Raw genomic sequence first — 16,871 nt, 5'->3', positions numbered from 1 at the left:
CGCGTCATGAAAGCCCTTGCCATCGCCGCGACCGGCATGAACGCCCAGCAGACCAATCTGGAAGTCATTGCCAACAACATCGCGAACATCAACACCACCGGCTACAAGCGGGCGCGGGCCGAATTCTCCGACCTGCTCTATCAGGTCGACCGGACCCAGGGCGTGCCCAACCGCTCGAACACCTCGCTGGTGCCCGAGGGCGTCTCGATCGGGCTCGGCGTCAAGACGACGGCCGTGCGCAACGTCCACACGCAGGGCGAGCTGACCACCACCGGCAACAGCTTCGACCTGGCGCTGACCGGCAGGGGCTGGTTCCAGATCGAAGGCGCCGACGGCAGCACGCTCTATTCCCGCGCCGGCGCCTTCAACACCAATGCCACCGGGCAGCTGGTCACCGTCGACGGCGCCAACGTCATTCCGGCGATCACTGTGCCGACCGACGCGGTCGAGGTCATCGTCAACAAGACCGGCCAGGTCTTTGCCCGCATCGACGGCCAGACCGACCTCCAGCTTCTCGGCCAGCTCCAGATCGCCAACTTCGCCAATGAAGCGGGCCTGGCGCCGCTCGGCGACAATCTGTTCCAGGAGACGGCGGCTTCCGGTCCGGCCAATGTCGGCGTTCCAGGCGATCCCGGCTTCGCCACGATCGAGCAGGGCTATCTAGAATCCTCCAACGTCGATCCGGTCAAGGAAATCACCGAGCTGATCTCGGCGCAGCGCGCCTATGAAATGAACTCCAAGGTCATCCAGGCCGCCGACGACATGGCCTCGGTGGTCTCCAAGAACATCAGGTAACGGATAATGGCTATGCCGGCCCCCTGCCCTGCTTTCCGCCGCGCCGTGCTGGCCCTTGCGCTGGCGGCCGTCGGCATGCCGGCGCTTGCGCAAGAGACGGCCAAACAGATTCAGGGCGAGTCGGCCAACCAGATCGCCGCCAATCAAGCGGTCGGCGAAGCCGTGCTGATCCCCAACCGGGTCATCTATCCCGGCGAGACCATCGAGCTTGCAGCGCTGAAGCAGGTGACCCTTGTGCCGGGCAAGCATAAGCCGGACGGCATGGCGACGCGCTCCGAGGAACTGCAGGGCAAGGTCGCCAAGCGCACGCTGCTGCCCGGCCGCTACATCCCGGTAGCCGCCATTCGCGAGGCCTGGCTGGTCGAACAAGGAGCTTCCGTTCAGGTCTATTTCACCGCCGGCGCGCTCACCATTTCGGCCGCCGGCGTCACCTTGCAGCCGGGCGCCGCCGGCGACCAGATCAAGATCCGCAACATCGACAGCGGCAAGATCATCTCCGGCACGGTGATGGCCGACGGCACCATCAAGGTCGGCGCATCGTGATGCGCGCCTTCGCACTTCTGCTGAGCGCCGCCATGAGCCTTCAGCCGGCACTGGCCGATGGGCTCACGCCCAAGGCCAAGCGCGAACTTGCGCAGAAAAATGGCGGCGTCTACGACGACCCTGAATACGATCCGGCCACGACCACACGCATGTTCCGCGTCTCGACGGGACCGAGCACGCTGCCGCCGGGCCAGGTCGCGGCGCGCATCAAGGACATTGCCCAGCTGCAGAGCGCGCGCGACAACCAGCTCGTCGGCTACGGCCTGGTCATCGGCCTGGCCGGAACCGGCGACAGCCTGCGCAACTCGCCCTTCACCGAACAGTCGATCCGCGCCATGCTGGAGAATCTCGGCATCGCCACCGAGGGCGGCAGCGCGCGCGCCAAGAACGTCGCCGCCGTCATCGTCACCGCCAACATGCCGCCTTTCGTCCAGTCGGGCGCGCGCATCGATATCGACGTCTCCTCGATGGGCGATGCCACCTCGCTCGCCGGCGGCACGCTGGTGATGACGCCGCTCAAGGCGGCGGACGGCGAGATCTACGCCGTCGGGCAAGGATCGGTGATCGTGGGCGGTTTCACCGCCAAGGGCCAGGCCGAGGAGTTGACGCAAGGCGTGCCCACAGCCGGCCGCGTGCCGAACGGCGCCATCGTCGAGCGCCCGGTGCCTGCCGAGTTCGACGACCAGGGCGTGCTGACGCTGCAATTGCGCAATCCGGATTTCTCGACCGCCATCCGCATCGCCGACGCCGTCAACGACTACACCTCGCAGCGCTTCGGCATGCGCGTCGCGGCCGAGCGCGACGCCCGCACCGTGCAGATCAGGCGGCCGAAGAACGTCTCCGCCGCGCGCTTCTACGCCGAGATCGAAAATCTGGTCGTCGAGTCGGATACGCCGGCCCGCGTCGTCATCGACGAGCGCACCGGCACCATCGTCATCGGCAACAACGTCAGGATCTCGCGCGTGGCGATCAGCCACGGCACGCTAACCGTGCGCATCACTGAAGCGCCGAAGGTTGTCCAGCCCGAGCCTTTTTCCAGAGGCCAGACCGCGGTCGAGCCCTTCACCGCCATCGAGGCCACGCGACCCGACGCGCGCGTCGCCGTACTCGACGGTCCCGATCTCGAAACGCTTGTCTCCGGCCTCAACCGTCTCGGCGTGAAGCCCGACGGCATCATCGCCATCCTGCAAGGCATCAAGTCGGCCGGCGCCTTGCAGGCCGACCTGGTTCTCCAATAGGCACGCCGATGATCGAGCTTTTCTCTTCGAAACCGCATCGTCGCCCGAGACTTCATCCTGCAATGTGCCTCGTCGCCGCTGCCGCGATCGTTACCCTGGTGGGCGCCGCCGCCCGCGCGGAAGAAGTGCGCCAGGTGCTGCCCGGCGGACAGGCGCCGGCTCAGCCGGCGCAGCTCACGCGCGAGAAGGCGCCGGACGAAAGCGAGATCCAGCGTTTTTGCTCCAACATCGCCGACGCCGCGCGCGACCGCCGTTATGCCCTGCAGGCCGAGGAGTTGAAACAGCTCCAGGCCGGCATCGACGAGCGCATGAAAGCTCTGGAGGCAAAGCGGACCGAATACGAAGAATGGCTGAAGCGCCGCGAAGTGTTCCTGGCGCGCGCCGAGGACAGCGTGGTCAAGATCTATGCCGGCATGAAGCCCGACGCCGCGGCCGAGCGCCTGGCGATGGTCAATGCCGAGCTCGCGGCCGCCATCCTGATGAAGCTCGATTCGCGCAAGGCCGGCGTCATTCTCAACGAAATGGACCAGAAGGCGGCGGCGGCGCTCACCGGCATCATGGCCAGCGCGGCGCGAAGGGTTGATCCGTCATGAAGTTGAAATTGCTCGTCCTTGTCGCAGGCGTCGGTCTGTCCGGCTGCGGCACCGATCTCAAGGAGGTCGGCCGGGAGCCTGCGCTGTCGCCGGTCGGCTCCGGCATCGGCAATGGCGGTGGGGCTCCCTACAGCTATCCGGAGCCACCGGCCGCGCCCGTGAAGAAATTCTCGCTGTGGGACGACCGCCAGAGCCGGCTCTTCACCGATCCGCGAGCACTGCAGGAAGGCGACATCCTGACCGTCAACATCAAGCTCAACGACAAGGCCAATTTCAAGAACCAGAACGACCGCAGCCGCACCGCCGCGCGCAAGCTGGGCTACGACGTCACGCTCGGATGGGACGGCAAGAGCACCAGCGGCAAGGGCGATGCGGGCCTGAGCTCCAGCACCGAAACCAACGCCGACGGCGAGATCAAGCGCTCGGAGAATCTCGAGCTCAATGTCGCCGCCGTCGTCACCGAGGTGCTGCCCAACGGCAATCTGATGATCAGCGGCTCTCAGGAGGTGCGCGTCAACTACGAGCTTCGGGTGCTGACCATCGCCGGCATGGTGCGTCCCTCCGACATCGGCGCCGAGAACACGATCCCCTACGAGCGTATCGCCGAGGCGCGCATTTCCTACGGCGGCCGCGGCCGTGTGAGCGAGGTCCAGCAGCCGCCCTACGGCCAGCAGATCCTCGACCAGGTTCTTCCTTTCTAGGCTGGGAGAGCGCTGTCCATGGCAAATGTCGAGCAGGCTCAGCCCAAGAAGGGACCTTCCCTGGTGGTCCAGCTCGCCATGCTTCTCGCCATGACGGGTGCTGCCATCGGCTTGGGCTGGGTTTCCGGCGGCTATCTCAAGCAGGGCGAAGCACCGGCGCCGGTGCCTGCCGCGCCGGAGAACGCCGGCAGCCCGGAGAAACCCGCGGACGCGGACAAACCCGCTGCCGGGCCGACGGTGGTCCAGCTGGCGCCGATCACCACCAATCTCGCTTCGCCGAGCGAAATCTGGATAAGGCTGGAGGCATCGCTGCTCTACGACGTACCGCAGCCGCCGGAGATGGCCGAGCAGATCCATCAGGACCTCTTGGCGTTCGTGCGCACGCTGAAGATGCATCAGATCGAAGGCGCCAGCGGCTACCAGCATCTCAAGGCCGATCTCGACGAGCGCGCGGCGCTGCGCAGCGGCGGCCACGTCAAACAGGTTCTCATCAGGACGATGCTGCTCGAATGAGAAAGCTTTTCATTGCCACGGCGCTTATCGTCGTCACCACCTCTGTCGCCGCGGCCCAGCAGCTCGATCTCGGCGGCATCGGCAAGGCCGACGGCACCACGGTCGGCTACCTCATCCAAATGTTCGGCCTGCTCACCGTGCTTTCGGTGGCCCCGGGCCTGCTGATCATGGTGACGAGCTTCACCCGCTTCGTCATCGCCTTCTCGATCCTGCGCGCCGGCATCGGCCTGCAGTCGACGCCCGCCAACCTGATCCTGATCTCGCTGTCGCTGTTCATGACCTTCTATGTCATGGCACCGACCTTCGACCAGGCCTGGAACACCGGCGTCAAGCCGCTGATGGACAACCAGATCACCCAGGCCGAGGCCTTCGAGAAGATCTCGGATCCGTTCCGCGGCTTCATGCTGCACAATGTGCGCGACAAGGATTTCGACCTCTTTGCCGATCTCGCCCGCGAGCGCGGCCAGACCGTCTCGCGCGGGACCGTCGACCTGCGCATCCTGGTGCCCGCCTTCATGATCTCGGAGATCAGGCGCGGCTTCGAGATCGGCTTCCTGATCGTGCTGCCGTTCCTCGTCATCGACCTCATCGTCGCCACCGTCACCATGGCCATGGGCATGATGATGCTGCCGCCGACGGTGGTCTCCCTGCCGTTCAAGATCCTGTTTTTCGTGCTGATCGACGGCTGGAACCTTCTGGTCGGCAGCCTGGTGCGGTCCTTTACCTGACCGCACCGCCGGCGGCACCGCAAATGCATCGCTCGAATTTCGCGCAATATATTTTCGATTAACCGTCCAGTTTAGCCGTTTGGTAGGAAGTTGCCCGCATAGTCCGCCTCAGATGGCGGGTGATCAGGTCTCAGCGATCATTGGCATGATGCCGCACCGTCATACCGGACAAGCCGGTATGTCAAAAAAATCCGTGTAAAAACAAGGTACGAGTACCATGGCCAGTATCATGACCAATTCCGCCGCGCTGACCGCGCTGCAGAGCTTGAACAGCACCAACAAGCAGCTCGAGATCACCCAGTCCCGCATTTCCACCGGTTACCGCGTCGCCACCGCCAGCGACAACGCCGCTTACTGGTCGATCGCCACGTCGATGAAGTCCGACAACAAGGCGCTGTCGGCCGTCCAGGACTCGCTCGGCCTCGGCGCCGGCAAGGTCGACACCGCCTACACCGCCATCAACGACATCAAGGACCAGGTCGACCTGATCAAGACCAAGCTGGTCACCGCCCGCGGCGCCAGCAAGGAAGACCAGCAGAAGATCGCGACCGAAATCAACGCCATCCAGGCGCAGATCAAGTCGTCGGTCACCAACGCCAACTTCGCCGGCTCGAACCTGCTGCAGAATGACGGCACGGCGGCTTCCGACCTGAAGATCGTCGCTTCGTACAACCGCACTGGCGCGACCGTCACCATCGACACGATCAACGTCAAGTCGGCCGACACGCAGGTCCTCGACGTCGCCGGGACGGGCGGTATCGTCGGCGGCCTGCTTGCCGCGACCTTCTTCGACCCGAGCACCACCGCTGTCGCCGACACCGCCATCGACACCGCGCTCGGCTCCGTTGAAACGGCGCTCGGCAAGCTGTCCACCGGCGCTGCCTCGCTCGGTGCCGCCAAGTCGCGCATCGACACCCAGAAGAGCTTCCTGTCGAACCTGTCGGACTCGATCGACAAGGGCGTCGGTTCCCTCGTCGACGCCGACATGAACAAGGAATCGACCCGGCTGCAGGCCCTTCAGGTCCAGCAGCAGCTCGGCATCCAGGCGCTGTCGATCGCCAACGGCAACTCGCAGTCGATCCTGTCGCTCTTCCGCGGCTGATCACCCAGCGAACTTCAGGCATCCGGATCGGGCCGCGCCATCAGCGCGGCCCGATTTTCATTGTGACGCCACCGCCCTCCGAGGCGCGCCTCTTCCCTTAAGAAATACTACCGCATCGCGGTTTCAAGGCCCGCTTTTAACGCGGCATTAACCGTGACGCGCTAGTTATGGTTAACCAATCGCTATGACGGGCCGACCGGTGGTCGACAGGCATGATGCCCCCGCCAGAGAGTTGACCGGCATGCGCGAGGCATGCCTGCTGTGAGAAGGGGTGTATCTTGGCAAGCATCATGACCAACGCCGCCGCGCTGACCGCGCTGCAGAGCCTCAACGCCACCAACAAGGCGCTTGAAACCACACAGGGCCGCATCTCGACCGGTTACCGCGTCGCCACCGCTTCCGACAACGCCGCCTACTGGTCGATCGCCACCTCGATGCGGTCAGACAATCAGGCGCTCTCGGCCGTCCAGGACGCGCTCGGCCTCGGCGCCGGCAAGGTCGACACCGCCTACACCGCCATCACCCAAATCAAGGATCAGGTCGACGCGATCAAGACCAAGCTGGTCACCGCCCGGGGCGCCAGTCAGGACAATCAGCAGAAGATCGCCACCGAAATCAAGGCCATCCAGGACCAGATCAAGTCGTCGGTCACCAACGCCAGCTATGCAGGCTCCAATCTCCTGCGGAACGACGGCACCACCGCTTCCGATCTGCAGATCGTCGCTTCATACAACCGCACCGGCACGACGGTTTCCATCGACACCATCACGGTCAAGTCTGCCGACACGCAGGTTCTCGACGTCGCCGGCACCGGCGGCATTGTGGGCGGCCTGCTCGCCACGGGCTTCTTCGACCCGAGCACCACCGCTGTCTCCGACACCAATATCGACACCGCGCTTGCCAGTGTTGAAACCGCGCTCGCCAAGCTCGCCACCGGCGCTGCCTATCTCGGCGCCGCCAAGTCGCGCATCGACACCCAGAAGAGCTTCCTCTCCAACCTCTCGGACTCGATCGACAAGGGCGTCGGCGCGCTGGTCGACGCCGACATGAACAAGGAATCGACCCGCCTGCAGGCCCTCCAGGTGCAGCAGCAGCTCGGCATCCAGGCGCTGTCGATCGCCAACGGCAACTCGCAGTCGATCCTGGCCCTGTTCAAGAGCTGATTAGTCCGTCCGAGACAACCCTTCCACCGCAAGGCCGCGTCTGAACGCGGCCTTTTTTCTTGCGCATCGGATGGCTGCTTTCGCGCTTTCCAGGTCCCGCGTGGCGCTCGGCGGCACGCACTATCATCCTCGCACAAGCTTCGCGGTCTAGTCTTCCGGCGGACAGTCATGCTGGGAGCGGTTGAATCGTGCCGGAACAGATCCAGAGCCTCATCGCGAACCTGCGGGGATTCGGCGTCAGGCGTCTCGCTCTCATGGGCGGCATTGCCGCGCTGGTCATGGCCGTGATCGGCGTCGCCTCTGTCTATCTCAACCGTCCGGCCTACGAGACGCTCTATGTCGGGCTCGACCGCAGCGACGTGAACCAGATCGGCCTGGTGCTGGGCGAGGCCGGCATCGGCTTCGACGTCGGCGCCGACGGAACGTCGGTGCTGGTGCCGGCCGGCACCACCGCGCAGGCGCGCATGCTGCTTGCCGAGAAGGGACTGCCGACCAGCGCCAACGCCGGCTACGAGCTGTTCGACAATGTCGGCTCGCTTGGCCTCACCTCCTTCATGCAGCAGATCACCCGCGTGCGCGCGCTGGAAGGCGAGATCGCGCGCACAATCCAGTCGATTGCCGGCGTCAAGGCGGCGCGCGTCCACATCGTCATGTCCGAGCGCGCCAATTTCCGCCGCGACGAGCAGCAACCTTCCGCTTCGGTGGTCATCCGCTATGCCGGCGTCGATGCCGAGAAGAGCGCGCAGTCGATCCGCCACCTGGTCGCGGCGGCGGTTCCGGGCCTGTCGGCCGACAAGGTCACCGTGCTCGATTCCAACGGCAACCTGCTCGCCGCCGGCGACGACACCTCCAACACCAGCGCTGCCCGCACGCTTGGCGTCGAGCAGACGGTCGAGGCGCAGATCGGCGACAACATCCGCCGCGCGCTCACCCCCTATCTCGGCCCCGACAATTTCCGCGCCAGCGTCAAGGCCGACGTCAACACCGACACCCGCCAGACCGAAGAGACGATCTTCGATCCCGAATCCCGCGTCGAGCGGTCGGTGCAGTCGGTGCGCACCAATGAGGCCAGCAACCAGAAACAGGCCTCGACGCCGACCAGCGTCGAGCAGAATCTGCCCGAGACGCAGACGACCAGCACTGAAGGGCCGCAGTCCTCCTCGCAGAACGACCGCAAGGAAGAGATCACCAACTACGAGATCAACTCCAAGAAGATCGCCACCGTCTCCAACGGCTATTCGGTGACCAAGATGTCGATCGCCGTCGTCGTCAACCAAGAGCGGCTGAAGACGATCCTCGGCAAGGACGCCACCCCCGAGCAGATCGCCAAGCGCGTCGCCGACATCCAGAAGATGGTGGCCTCGGCGACCGGCTTCGACGACAAGCGCGGCGACGTTATCGACGTTTCGGCGGTCGAGTTCATCGACGGGCTCGACGGCGAGCCGATCGAACAGCCCGGTATCCTCGCCTCGATCGGCACTTATAGCGGCACGATGATCAATGCCGGCGCCTTCATCGTCGTCGTGTTCCTGGTCGCCTTCTTCGGCCTGCGGCCGATGGCGGCCGCGCTGACGGCGTCGGCGAAGCCCGCGGCCGTCGCCGGCCCCAGCTTCGACGATGTCCAGCGCTCGCTGCCGACGCCTGACGCGCCGGTGGCCGCGATTGCCTCCGATACGCCGGCCGGCGCCTTGCCGGATGCCCGCTCGGGGTCCACCCCGCTCGACGACCTGCGTCAGAAGCTCAGGCCGGCGCCGCAGGAACGGCTGGCGCGCATGGTCGACCTCAATGAGGAGCGTACCGCCCAGATCCTGCGCAAATGGGCCGCCGCCCCGGAAGCGGCGGCATAAGTCATGGCTTCGGGAGCCCTTTTCGATCTCTTGCCTGATTTCGGTTTGCGCAGCCCGCGCGCCGGCCAGGCGCCGGTGGCCGCCGACATCGAGCGCAAGCCCGAGATATCGCCGCCGCAGGCCGACATTGGCGCTTTGATCGCCGAGGCGGTGGCCGATGCGGAAGCAGCGCTCGAGGCTCGCCTCACGGCCGCCCATCGGGCGGCGCTCGAAGCCGAGCGCCGGGCCAATGATGATGCGGCGAAAGCATTCCTGGAAAGCTTTGGCGGCGATCTCGGCGCGGCGGTCGCGATGCGCGTCGATGCCATGGAAGCGCGCGTTGCCGATCTCACCGCCACGACGGTTGCCCGCATCATCGGCGGCATCGTCAGCGACGATCTGCAAAAGCGCTCGCTCGCAGCCCTTGCCCAAACCATCAGCGCCGCGGTCGCAGACGGTGAGGCCGTGCGCATCGTCGTGCGCGGGCCGCTGTCGCTGTTCGAGCCGCTGAGGGCCGCGCTTGGGGACCGCGCGGCCAACCTCGATTTCACCGAAGCCCCGGGCTTCGACCTTACCGTGACCATCGATGACACCGTGTTCGAGACGCGCATCGCCGAATGGTCGGCTTCCTTTTCGGAGGTCCTGTCATGACCGCGATCGACAGTGAGCCCCGGCACGAGATCATCATCGTCAAGCGCAATCACGACGGTCATGACGAGGGCCATCATGGCGGTGTCTGGAAGATCGCCTTCGCCGACTTCATGACCGCGATGATGTGCTTCTTCCTCGTCATGTGGCTGATCAACGCCGCCAACGAGCAGACTAAAGCGGCGGTCGCCAGCTACTTCAACCCGGTCGAGCTGATCGACCGCAACTCCAGCCGCAAAGGCCTGGAAGACCTTGGCGACGGCCCGAGCAAGGTCGGTCTCACCGCCGACAACCCGCAGGACGGCGCGAGCAAGGCCGGCGAAAACGGCAAGGGCGGTGCTGGCTCTTCCGATAGGCGACAGACCAAGGAAGCCTCGCAGAAGTCCGACCTTTCCGACGAGCATCTGTTTGCCGATCCCTATGCCGTGCTGTCAGAGATCGCCACCGACACCGGCGTGATGCAGAATGTCAGTGCCAAGGGCGAAGGCGGGGCGCGGAACGCCGGTCCGGCGACCGGCGCTTCCGGCGGCGAATCCTATCGCGATCCCTTCGCACCGGATTTCTGGTCGCAGCAGGTGGCGACCCCTGGCGCCGAAGCCAGCGCCGAACGCAGGAAGATCGAAGGCGATCCGGCCAAACCCGGCGAAAAGGTCGCCGAAACCGAAGTGCCGAAAGTCAAGGCCGTTCCGCCTGCGCCGCCGCAGTTGGATGCGCCGCTCGAGCCGTTGGCGACACCGGAAAAACCCGGTGCCAAGGTGACCGCCGGTTCGAGCGGCACGAAAGTCGGGAAAGCCGACGGCAAGGAGATCAAGGGCGAGAAAGCCGACGGCGAGAAGGCGGACGCCGAAAAAGCCGAGGCCGCCGCGAAGCCGGGGACCGCGAAGGCCGAAGCGGCTAAGGCGGGGATGGAAAAGGCCGAGCCGGAACAAGCTTCCGACAAGGGGGAAAAGACCCCGAGCAGCGCCGCCCTCAAGGCCGCGGCCGAGATCAAGCAGGAACTGGCCAAGGCCTTCGCGCCAGGCGAGAAACTGGCGGCGGGCGTCTCCGTCGAGGCCACCGGCAAGGGCGTCGTCATCTCGATCACCGACCAGCTCGACTTCGGCATGTTCGAGATCGGCTCGGCCCTGCCGCGCCGCGAGCTGGTGCTGGCGATGGAGAAGATCGGCCATATCATCAACGAGAAGAAAGGCACCATCACCATCGGCGGCCATACCGATGCGCGGCCGTTTCGCAGTGACACCTACGACAATTGGCGGCTGTCCACCGCCCGCGCCCACTCCGCCTACTACATGCTGGTGCGCGGCGGCGTCGACGAAAGCCGGATCACCGAGGTCGCCGGCTTCGCCGACCGCCAGCCCAAGATCCCATCCGATCCGCTGGCGGCCGCAAACCGCCGCATCGAGATCCTGATGGCGACCGGCGGATGAGGGGCAGGACCGTCATCGGCCGCGCCGTCGGGCTGCTCTTGCTTGCCGCGGGGTCGCCCGGGGCGGCCTTCGCGCAGGACGACGGCTTGCAGCCCTATCAGCTGGTGCGTTCGCTGCAGCTCATTCAGGACCGCATCGCAGGCGGCGACCATGCGGCGCTGCCGATGCAGGCCAAGCTTCTGGAAATGGCCGATGCCAGGCTTCGCGCGGCCGATGCCGGGGATTTCAAGGACCCGAAGAATTTCCGCGCTCTGCTCGTCTACGGCATGAGCGGCGGCAACCCGGTCACCGTCGAGGCAGCGGCTTCGCGCGCGACGACCGACCCGCAGAGCCTTGCCATCGCCAAAGGGATCGTCGCCTATCTGAACGGCCGGCCGGCCGCCGCGATCGAAATCCTGAAACCGATCGATCCGATGAGCGTGCCCCCCGACCTCGGCGCCTTCCTGGCGCTGGTCAAGGGTTCGCTGCTCGCGACCGATGAACCTTTGACCGCGCTCACCCTGCTGGATGAGGCGCGCCTGCTCAGCCCCGGTACGCTGGTCGAGGAAGCAGCCCTTCGCCGCTCCGTCGGCATCGCCGCGGCGCAAGGCGACGCCGCTCGCTTCGCGCTCGCCTCGACGCAGTATGTCGCCGGCTATCTCTATTCGCCCTATGCCAGTCAGTTCGCCGACTCCTTCGTTTCCGGTGTCATTGCGCTCCATATGTCGATCAGCCAGGACAAGTTGGCCGACATCACGTCGATGATGGACGCCGAGCGCGAGAAGGTGATCTACCTGCGCATCGCGCGCCGCGCCGCGATCGACGGGCTGACCGATCTCTCGGCCTTTGCCTCGGCGCGGGCCGAGCAGGGCCGCAACGGCAACGGCAATCAGGACGATCCGCGCGCCGTGCTCTACTCGAGCCTCTCCACGGTGACGTCGTCCACGATCGACGACGTGCGCGCCAAGCTCGGCAAGATCGATCGCGGCAAGCTTTCGGAAGGCGACCGCGCCTTGCTCGATGCGGCGCAAGCCGTCGCCGGCGAGGTTGTCGCTCCTGTGCCGGCGGCCGCCAAGGACGAGACCGAGGCTGCAGATCCGGCAAAGAGCGATGCGGCGAAACCCGCCGCCGAAACCGACCCCGCGGGCCTGGCTGACGCCGACGCCTTGCCGCCGGTGGAAGGCGCGGTGTCCGAGCAGCCAGCTGTCGCGGCCTCGCCCAAGCCGGCGGCGGACGCGCCGGCCGCGGCTTCTATGCCGCAGGCCACGCCAACGACGGCTCAGTCCACGGCCGAAGCTCCGGCCTCCGCTCCTGCGCCGCCCGAAACGCCGCCGGTGCTGCCTGCATCCGCGCCGGCGGCTTCGGGTCTTGATCCGCACGATCCCACCGACGCCGCGATGCTCGACGCGCGCCGGCAGCTCGACCAGATTGACCAATTGCTCGGAACCGCTCCCAAATGACCAGCGCCCAAATGACTAGCGTGAGTCAGGCCCTGCCGGGGCTCGGCTCCGCTCACACCCCGTCCCGCGAGCAGGCCGCCGACGGGACGGAAAAAGGCTCGAATTTCGGCGAGATGGTGCATGGCGCCGAAAAACCGGCCCGCCAAGGCGAGCATTCGGCCGAGCCTGTGTCCTCCGATGCTCATCCAATGAGGCGCGCCCTCGCCGGTTCGCCCAAGGTGCAGGCTGACCAGGATGGGCAGAACAAGACCGCCGCGCAAAAGCCGGCAGCCGGAAAAGCCACCAAGAGCAGCGCCGACACCGGTCATGCGAAAGCAGCGGACGATGCCGACGCGGCGGCGCAATCGTCCGACGCCGCTCCGCTCCAGGACGGCTTGCCCTTGCTGATGGCGTTGGGCGACATCCGCCATTTCGCAACGTCGACAAATGCCGGTCGCGACGGATCCACCGCCGAGGGAGAGGCAGGGATCCAATCCCCCCTTGGCCGGTCCGCCGCTTCGCAGCTGGCGATTCGCCAGGGCAGACGCACATTGGCCGACGCTTCCGAAACCTCCGAGCCGTTGCCGCAATCCGGTCGCGCGGGACCAGCGACGGAGAAATCCGGGCCCGATTTCGGACAGAAACCGGTGAGCGCCGATCCGGCCGCGGACGCATTGGTCCGCAAGGAGGACGTCCTGCCGGGAACGCAAGGCACCGAAACCGACGCCGCAACGCCGCGCGGCTGGCGGCCGGCAGCCGCCCAGAAAGCGGCGCAGTCCATCGCGTCGATCAATCAGACCAGGCCATCCTCCGCCGCCGGGCGCATGGATGTCGTCAGCCAGCAGAGCTTCCCGGCGCCGGCGCAAAATCCCCTCAGCCAGACGGCATCGGGTCTGGTTGAGGCGATCGCCTCGGACGATGACGTTCAACAGGCCTTTTCAGGCGCGTCGGTCAGCTCCCAAACGGCCAATTCTGTTGCCGTTCCGACACATGTCCTGAAGATCGAGCTCCACCCTTCGGAGCTCGGCATGGTGACCGCCAGCCTGAGGCTCTCGGGAGAGCAACTTTCGATTGAGATGAAGCCGGAGACGCATGAGGCATACCGCCGGCTGACCGCCGACAGCGACGCCATCGTCAAGTCGCTCCGCGGCCTTGGCTTCGAGGTCGACCACGTCACCATCCTGCAACCCTCGATAGCAGTGCATTCGGCAAGCCGCGCCGATGCGAACAGCGCGCTGCCGATGTCGACGGGCCGCGACCAGCCTTCATTCCAACCGGGGAATTCGGGCGGCAACAGCTCCGGCGGCGATCGGCAATCGGGAAGGAACGACCGCAATGGCGCACAGGAATTCGGCCGCGCTGCTTCGCCTCTTCGCGAGCGCGCTGGCGACGATATCTATATCTAGCCTGGCTGTCGGCGTCGCCAAAGCCGCCGCCAATCCCTGCGAGCCGGAAATCCTGCGCGCCGCCGATCGTTACGGCGTGCCGGCGGGTATCCTCTACGCGGTCGGCCTGACGGAGACTGGAAAGAAGGGCAGCCTCCAGCCCAACGCTTTGAATATAGAAGGAAAAGCTGTCTTCCCGCGCAGCCGCGGCGAAGCGTTGGCGACATTCGAGAATGCCCGTCGCCAGGGTAAGACGCTGATCGACCTCGGCTGCATGCAGATCAACCATCGCTATCACGGCGATCATTTCCGCAGCGTCGAGGACATGCTCGATCCGCACCGGAACGTCGACTACGCGGCGCGCTTCCTGGTGAGCCTCCATGCCCGCCATATGACCTGGTCGATGGCTGTCGCCCGCTATCATGCCGGCCCGAACAACGACCCGGCGCAGAAGGTCTATGTCTGCCGCGTCATCGCCAACATGGTCGCCACCGGCTTCGGCAAATGGACGCCGAACGCCACCGCTTTCTGCAATCAATAGTTGTTTCTGCAGCGACTTCGAACCTGGCCGCCGTCGAGGGTCCCGGCGACTCCGGTATCGTCCCCGATCCGGTGCCGCCAATACACGTTTGCACAACCGCCTTTATTACGGGTCCCAAAAAAACTCCCAAGAAAATAGCTACAAGAAATGACGGTTTTTCAGGATTCACCGAGCCGGGTACCCCTTTCCGCACGGGGCAAATGAGCTGATTCGGAGGGGTGGTCCGATGATCGTGATCGTTGATGAGCGCGAGCTCGTAACTGAAGGCTATAGCTCGCTTTTCGATCGCGAAGGCGTCGCCACTGCCGGCTTCGCGCCGGGCGAGTTCGGCGAGTGGGTGAGCTCCGCCGCCGATACCGATCTGAGATCGGTCAGGGCCTTCCTCATCGGCGACTGTCGCGACGGCGCCATCTCGCCGCGCCAAATCCGCGACCGCACCAGCGCCCCGGTGATCGCGCTCAGCGAGCAGCATTCGCTGGAACACACGCTGCGGCTTTTCGAGAGCGGCGTCGACGACGTCGTCCGCAAGCCCGTGCACATCCGCGAGATTCTCGCCCGCATCACCGCCATCCGCCGCCGCGCCCATGAAGAGGCCGCCTACACCGAAGTCGGCTCGATGCGCATCTTCATGGACGGCCGCGATCCGGAGATCGACGGCGAGCCGCTGCCGCTGCCGCGCCGCGAGCGGCGCATCCTGGAGTATCTGGCCAGCAATCGCGGCCGGCGCGTGACCAAGACGCAGGTCTTCAACGCCATCTACGGCATCTTCGACGAAGAGGTCGAGGAGAACGTGGTGGAGAGCCATATCTCGAAGCTGCGCAAGAAACTGCGCGAGAAGCTCGGTCACGACCCGATCGATTCCAAGAGGTTCCTCGGCTACCGGCTGGTGTTTTGATGGCCGCCCAGGGCTCATCCCGCACCAGCCTCGCGCAAGACACGAAGCTTAGTTCTGTGGCCTTCTACCCAGGCACTGCGGAGATGTATCGATGAGCCTCTACGGAATGATGCGGACCGGCGTTTCCGGTATGAACGCGCAGGCCAACCGCTTGTCCACGGTGGCCGACAACATCGCCAACTCCGACACCACCGGCTACAAGCGCTCCTCCGCCGAATTCTCGACGCTGATCATGCCCGGCACCGGAGGCGCCTATAATTCTGGCGGCGTGACGACAACGATCCGCTCCGCCATCAGCTCGCAAGGCGTCATGCAGTACACCACGTCGGTGTCCGACCTCGCCGTCAACGGCGACGGCTTCTTCGTCGTGCAGGATCCGAGCGGCACGCCCTACCTCACCCGCGCCGGCGCCTTCGTTCCGGACGCCGAGGGCAGGCTGGTCAACGCCGCCGGCTACCAGCTGATGGCCTACAGCTATGCCAATGGCGTGCCCGCGGCCACCGCTAACGGTTTTGAGGGCCTGGTGCCGGTGCAGATATCCGACCAAGAGATGACGGCGACGCCCAGCACCGAGGGCACCTTCTCCGGCAATCTGCCATCGGGCGCCACTCCGGTCGCGGCCGGCAGCCTGCCCACCACCAACACCGCCGCGGCCCAATACACCTCGAAGTCCTCGCTGGTCGCCTATGACAATCTCGGCAACAAGGTGCTGCTCGACGTCTATTTCACCAAAACCGGCGCCGGAACCTGGCAGGTGTCGGTCTTCGACCAGTCGAAGGCGACCCCCGGCACGTCCTTCCCCTACACCGGCGGCGCATTGGGTTCGGCAAACCTGACCTTCGACACCACCACCGGCAAGCTAACCGGCGCGACCACGGGCGTCTCCTTCACGGTGCCGAACGGCTCGACCCTCAATCTCGATCTCTCCAAGCTGACCCAGCTAGGCACCGGCTACACCGTTGCCGACGCCGACGTGAACGGCAATGCCCCCAGCACCATCGAGAAGATCCAGATCGGGCAGGACGGCGTGATCTACGCGCAGTACCAGGACGGCTCCACAAAACCGCTCTACAAGATTCCGCTGGCCGACGTTCAGAGCCCCGACAACCTCACCGCGATGCCGGGCAACGTCTATGTGCAGAGCGCCGATTCCGGCGCCGTTCGCATCGGCTTCGCCAACGAAGGAAAACTTGGCGCGGTCGTCTCGGGCGCGCTCGAGAATTCCAACGTCGACATCGCCGAGGAACTGACCAACATGATCGCGGCGCAGCGCAGCTACACCGCCAATTCCAAGGTCTTCCAGACCGGTTCCGACCTCATGGACGTCCTCGTCAACCTGAAGAGATAAACCCATC

17 protein-coding genes are annotated in these 16,871 nt (G+C 65.4%); all 17 read left to right on the top strand.

What is annotated here, in order from left to right; translation table 11 throughout:
• Positions 1 to 6 precede the first annotated feature (6 nt).
• The 17 genes from flgG to EJ071_RS12275 all read left to right on the top strand — a co-directional run bounded on the left by flgG (position 7) and on the right by EJ071_RS12275 (position 16,864).
• The gene (flgG, locus tag EJ071_RS12355) at positions 7 to 795 is read left to right on the top strand and encodes a flagellar basal-body rod protein FlgG (protein ID WP_126098114.1); all 789 of its coding nucleotides are present in this window, start codon (positions 7 to 9) and stop codon (positions 793 to 795) included.
• 6 nt (positions 796 to 801) lie between these two features.
• Entirely contained in the window at positions 802 to 1,338 is a 537-nt protein-coding gene (gene flgA, locus EJ071_RS12350) for a flagellar basal body P-ring formation chaperone FlgA (RefSeq protein ID WP_126098113.1), read from the top strand.
• A gap of 149 nt (positions 1,339 to 1,487) precedes the next feature.
• On the top strand, positions 1,488 to 2,576 hold the full coding sequence (locus EJ071_RS12345; RefSeq protein WP_245460321.1) for a flagellar basal body P-ring protein FlgI: 1,089 nt from the start codon (positions 1,488 to 1,490) through the stop codon (positions 2,574 to 2,576).
• Between the two features lie 62 nt (positions 2,577 to 2,638).
• Positions 2,639 to 3,169, top strand: coding sequence for a MotE family protein (locus EJ071_RS12340; RefSeq protein WP_126098111.1), 531 nt, complete (start codon positions 2,639 to 2,641; stop codon positions 3,167 to 3,169).
• The gene (gene flgH, locus EJ071_RS12335) at positions 3,166 to 3,870 is read left to right on the top strand and encodes a flagellar basal body L-ring protein FlgH (RefSeq protein WP_126098110.1); all 705 of its coding nucleotides are present in this window, start codon (positions 3,166 to 3,168) and stop codon (positions 3,868 to 3,870) included. The genes EJ071_RS12340 and flgH overlap by 4 nt, the downstream gene beginning before the upstream one ends.
• A gap of 18 nt (positions 3,871 to 3,888) precedes the next feature.
• Positions 3,889 to 4,383 carry a flagellar basal body-associated FliL family protein gene (locus EJ071_RS12330; RefSeq protein ID WP_126098109.1) on the top strand — a complete coding sequence of 165 codons (495 nt, stop codon included), beginning with the start codon at positions 3,889 to 3,891 and terminating at the stop codon, positions 4,381 to 4,383.
• A complete protein-coding gene (fliP, locus tag EJ071_RS12325) occupies positions 4,380 to 5,111 on the top strand; it encodes a flagellar type III secretion system pore protein FliP (RefSeq protein WP_126098108.1) in 732 nt (243 codons plus the stop codon). Before EJ071_RS12330 ends, fliP begins: the two co-directional genes overlap by 4 nt.
• A 217-nt stretch (positions 5,112 to 5,328) precedes the next feature.
• A complete protein-coding gene (locus EJ071_RS12320) occupies positions 5,329 to 6,213 on the top strand; it encodes a flagellin (protein ID WP_126098107.1) in 885 nt (294 codons plus the stop codon).
• Positions 6,214 to 6,491: 278 nt separating this feature from the next.
• On the top strand, positions 6,492 to 7,376 hold the full coding sequence (locus EJ071_RS12315) for a flagellin (RefSeq protein WP_126098106.1): 885 nt from the start codon (positions 6,492 to 6,494) through the stop codon (positions 7,374 to 7,376).
• Between the two features lie 188 nt (positions 7,377 to 7,564).
• Positions 7,565 to 9,223 (top strand): flagellar basal-body MS-ring/collar protein FliF, encoded by a 1,659-nt coding sequence (gene fliF / locus EJ071_RS12310; protein ID WP_126098105.1) that lies wholly within the window; start codon positions 7,565 to 7,567, stop codon positions 9,221 to 9,223.
• A gap of 3 nt (positions 9,224 to 9,226) precedes the next feature.
• Positions 9,227 to 9,853, top strand: coding sequence for a hypothetical protein (locus EJ071_RS12305; RefSeq protein WP_126098104.1), 627 nt, complete (start codon positions 9,227 to 9,229; stop codon positions 9,851 to 9,853).
• Positions 9,850 to 11,277, top strand: coding sequence for a MotB family protein (locus EJ071_RS12300; protein WP_189521452.1), 1,428 nt, complete (start codon positions 9,850 to 9,852; stop codon positions 11,275 to 11,277). The genes EJ071_RS12305 and EJ071_RS12300 overlap by 4 nt, the downstream gene beginning before the upstream one ends.
• Entirely contained in the window at positions 11,274 to 12,716 is a 1,443-nt protein-coding gene (locus EJ071_RS12295) for a chemotaxis protein MotC (protein ID WP_126098102.1), read from the top strand. The genes EJ071_RS12300 and EJ071_RS12295 overlap by 4 nt, the downstream gene beginning before the upstream one ends.
• Complete coding sequence (locus tag EJ071_RS12290) at positions 12,713 to 14,101, top strand: flagellar hook-length control protein FliK (protein WP_126098101.1); 1,389 nt, start codon at positions 12,713 to 12,715, stop codon at positions 14,099 to 14,101. The genes EJ071_RS12295 and EJ071_RS12290 overlap by 4 nt, the downstream gene beginning before the upstream one ends.
• A complete protein-coding gene (locus EJ071_RS12285) occupies positions 14,031 to 14,621 on the top strand; it encodes a transglycosylase SLT domain-containing protein (protein ID WP_126098100.1) in 591 nt (196 codons plus the stop codon). The genes EJ071_RS12290 and EJ071_RS12285 overlap by 71 nt, the downstream gene beginning before the upstream one ends.
• A gap of 226 nt (positions 14,622 to 14,847) precedes the next feature.
• Entirely contained in the window at positions 14,848 to 15,516 is a 669-nt protein-coding gene (locus EJ071_RS12280; protein ID WP_126098099.1) for a response regulator transcription factor, read from the top strand.
• 91 nt (positions 15,517 to 15,607) lie between these two features.
• Positions 15,608 to 16,864 (top strand): flagellar hook protein FlgE, encoded by a 1,257-nt coding sequence (locus EJ071_RS12275; RefSeq protein ID WP_126098098.1) that lies wholly within the window; start codon positions 15,608 to 15,610, stop codon positions 16,862 to 16,864.
• Positions 16,865 to 16,871 lie beyond the last annotated feature (7 nt).

This window comes from Mesorhizobium sp. M1B.F.Ca.ET.045.04.1.1 (genome assembly GCF_003952465.1).
In the GTDB taxonomy this organism is placed as follows: domain Bacteria; phylum Pseudomonadota; class Alphaproteobacteria; order Rhizobiales; family Rhizobiaceae; genus Mesorhizobium; species Mesorhizobium shonense.
The sequence above is the reverse complement of the archived record's forward strand: the minus strand, read 5'-3'. Positions and strand labels throughout refer to the sequence as shown.

Bases quoted from the DNA above. Each gene is read 5' to 3' on its own strand.
- flgG (WP_126098114.1), top strand. From the start codon at position 7: ATGAAAGCCCTTGCCATCGCCGCGACCGGCATGAACGCCCAGCAGACC.
- flgA (WP_126098113.1), top strand. From the start codon at position 802: ATGGCTATGCCGGCCCCCTGCCCTGCTTTCCGCCGCGCCGTGCTGGCC.
- EJ071_RS12345 (WP_245460321.1), top strand. From the start codon at position 1,488: ATGTTCCGCGTCTCGACGGGACCGAGCACGCTGCCGCCGGGCCAGGTC.
- EJ071_RS12340 (WP_126098111.1), top strand. From the start codon at position 2,639: ATGTGCCTCGTCGCCGCTGCCGCGATCGTTACCCTGGTGGGCGCCGCC.
- flgH (WP_126098110.1), top strand. From the start codon at position 3,166: ATGAAGTTGAAATTGCTCGTCCTTGTCGCAGGCGTCGGTCTGTCCGGC.
- EJ071_RS12330 (WP_126098109.1), top strand. From the start codon at position 3,889: ATGGCAAATGTCGAGCAGGCTCAGCCCAAGAAGGGACCTTCCCTGGTG.
- fliP (WP_126098108.1), top strand. From the start codon at position 4,380: ATGAGAAAGCTTTTCATTGCCACGGCGCTTATCGTCGTCACCACCTCT.
- EJ071_RS12320 (WP_126098107.1), top strand. From the start codon at position 5,329: ATGGCCAGTATCATGACCAATTCCGCCGCGCTGACCGCGCTGCAGAGC.
- EJ071_RS12305 (WP_126098104.1), top strand. From the start codon at position 9,227: ATGGCTTCGGGAGCCCTTTTCGATCTCTTGCCTGATTTCGGTTTGCGC.
- EJ071_RS12300 (WP_189521452.1), top strand. From the start codon at position 9,850: ATGACCGCGATCGACAGTGAGCCCCGGCACGAGATCATCATCGTCAAG.
- EJ071_RS12295 (WP_126098102.1), top strand. From the start codon at position 11,274: ATGAGGGGCAGGACCGTCATCGGCCGCGCCGTCGGGCTGCTCTTGCTT.
- EJ071_RS12290 (WP_126098101.1), top strand. From the start codon at position 12,713: ATGACCAGCGCCCAAATGACTAGCGTGAGTCAGGCCCTGCCGGGGCTC.
- EJ071_RS12285 (WP_126098100.1), top strand. From the start codon at position 14,031: ATGGCGCACAGGAATTCGGCCGCGCTGCTTCGCCTCTTCGCGAGCGCG.
- EJ071_RS12280 (WP_126098099.1), top strand. From the start codon at position 14,848: ATGATCGTGATCGTTGATGAGCGCGAGCTCGTAACTGAAGGCTATAGC.
- EJ071_RS12275 (WP_126098098.1), top strand. From the start codon at position 15,608: ATGAGCCTCTACGGAATGATGCGGACCGGCGTTTCCGGTATGAACGCG.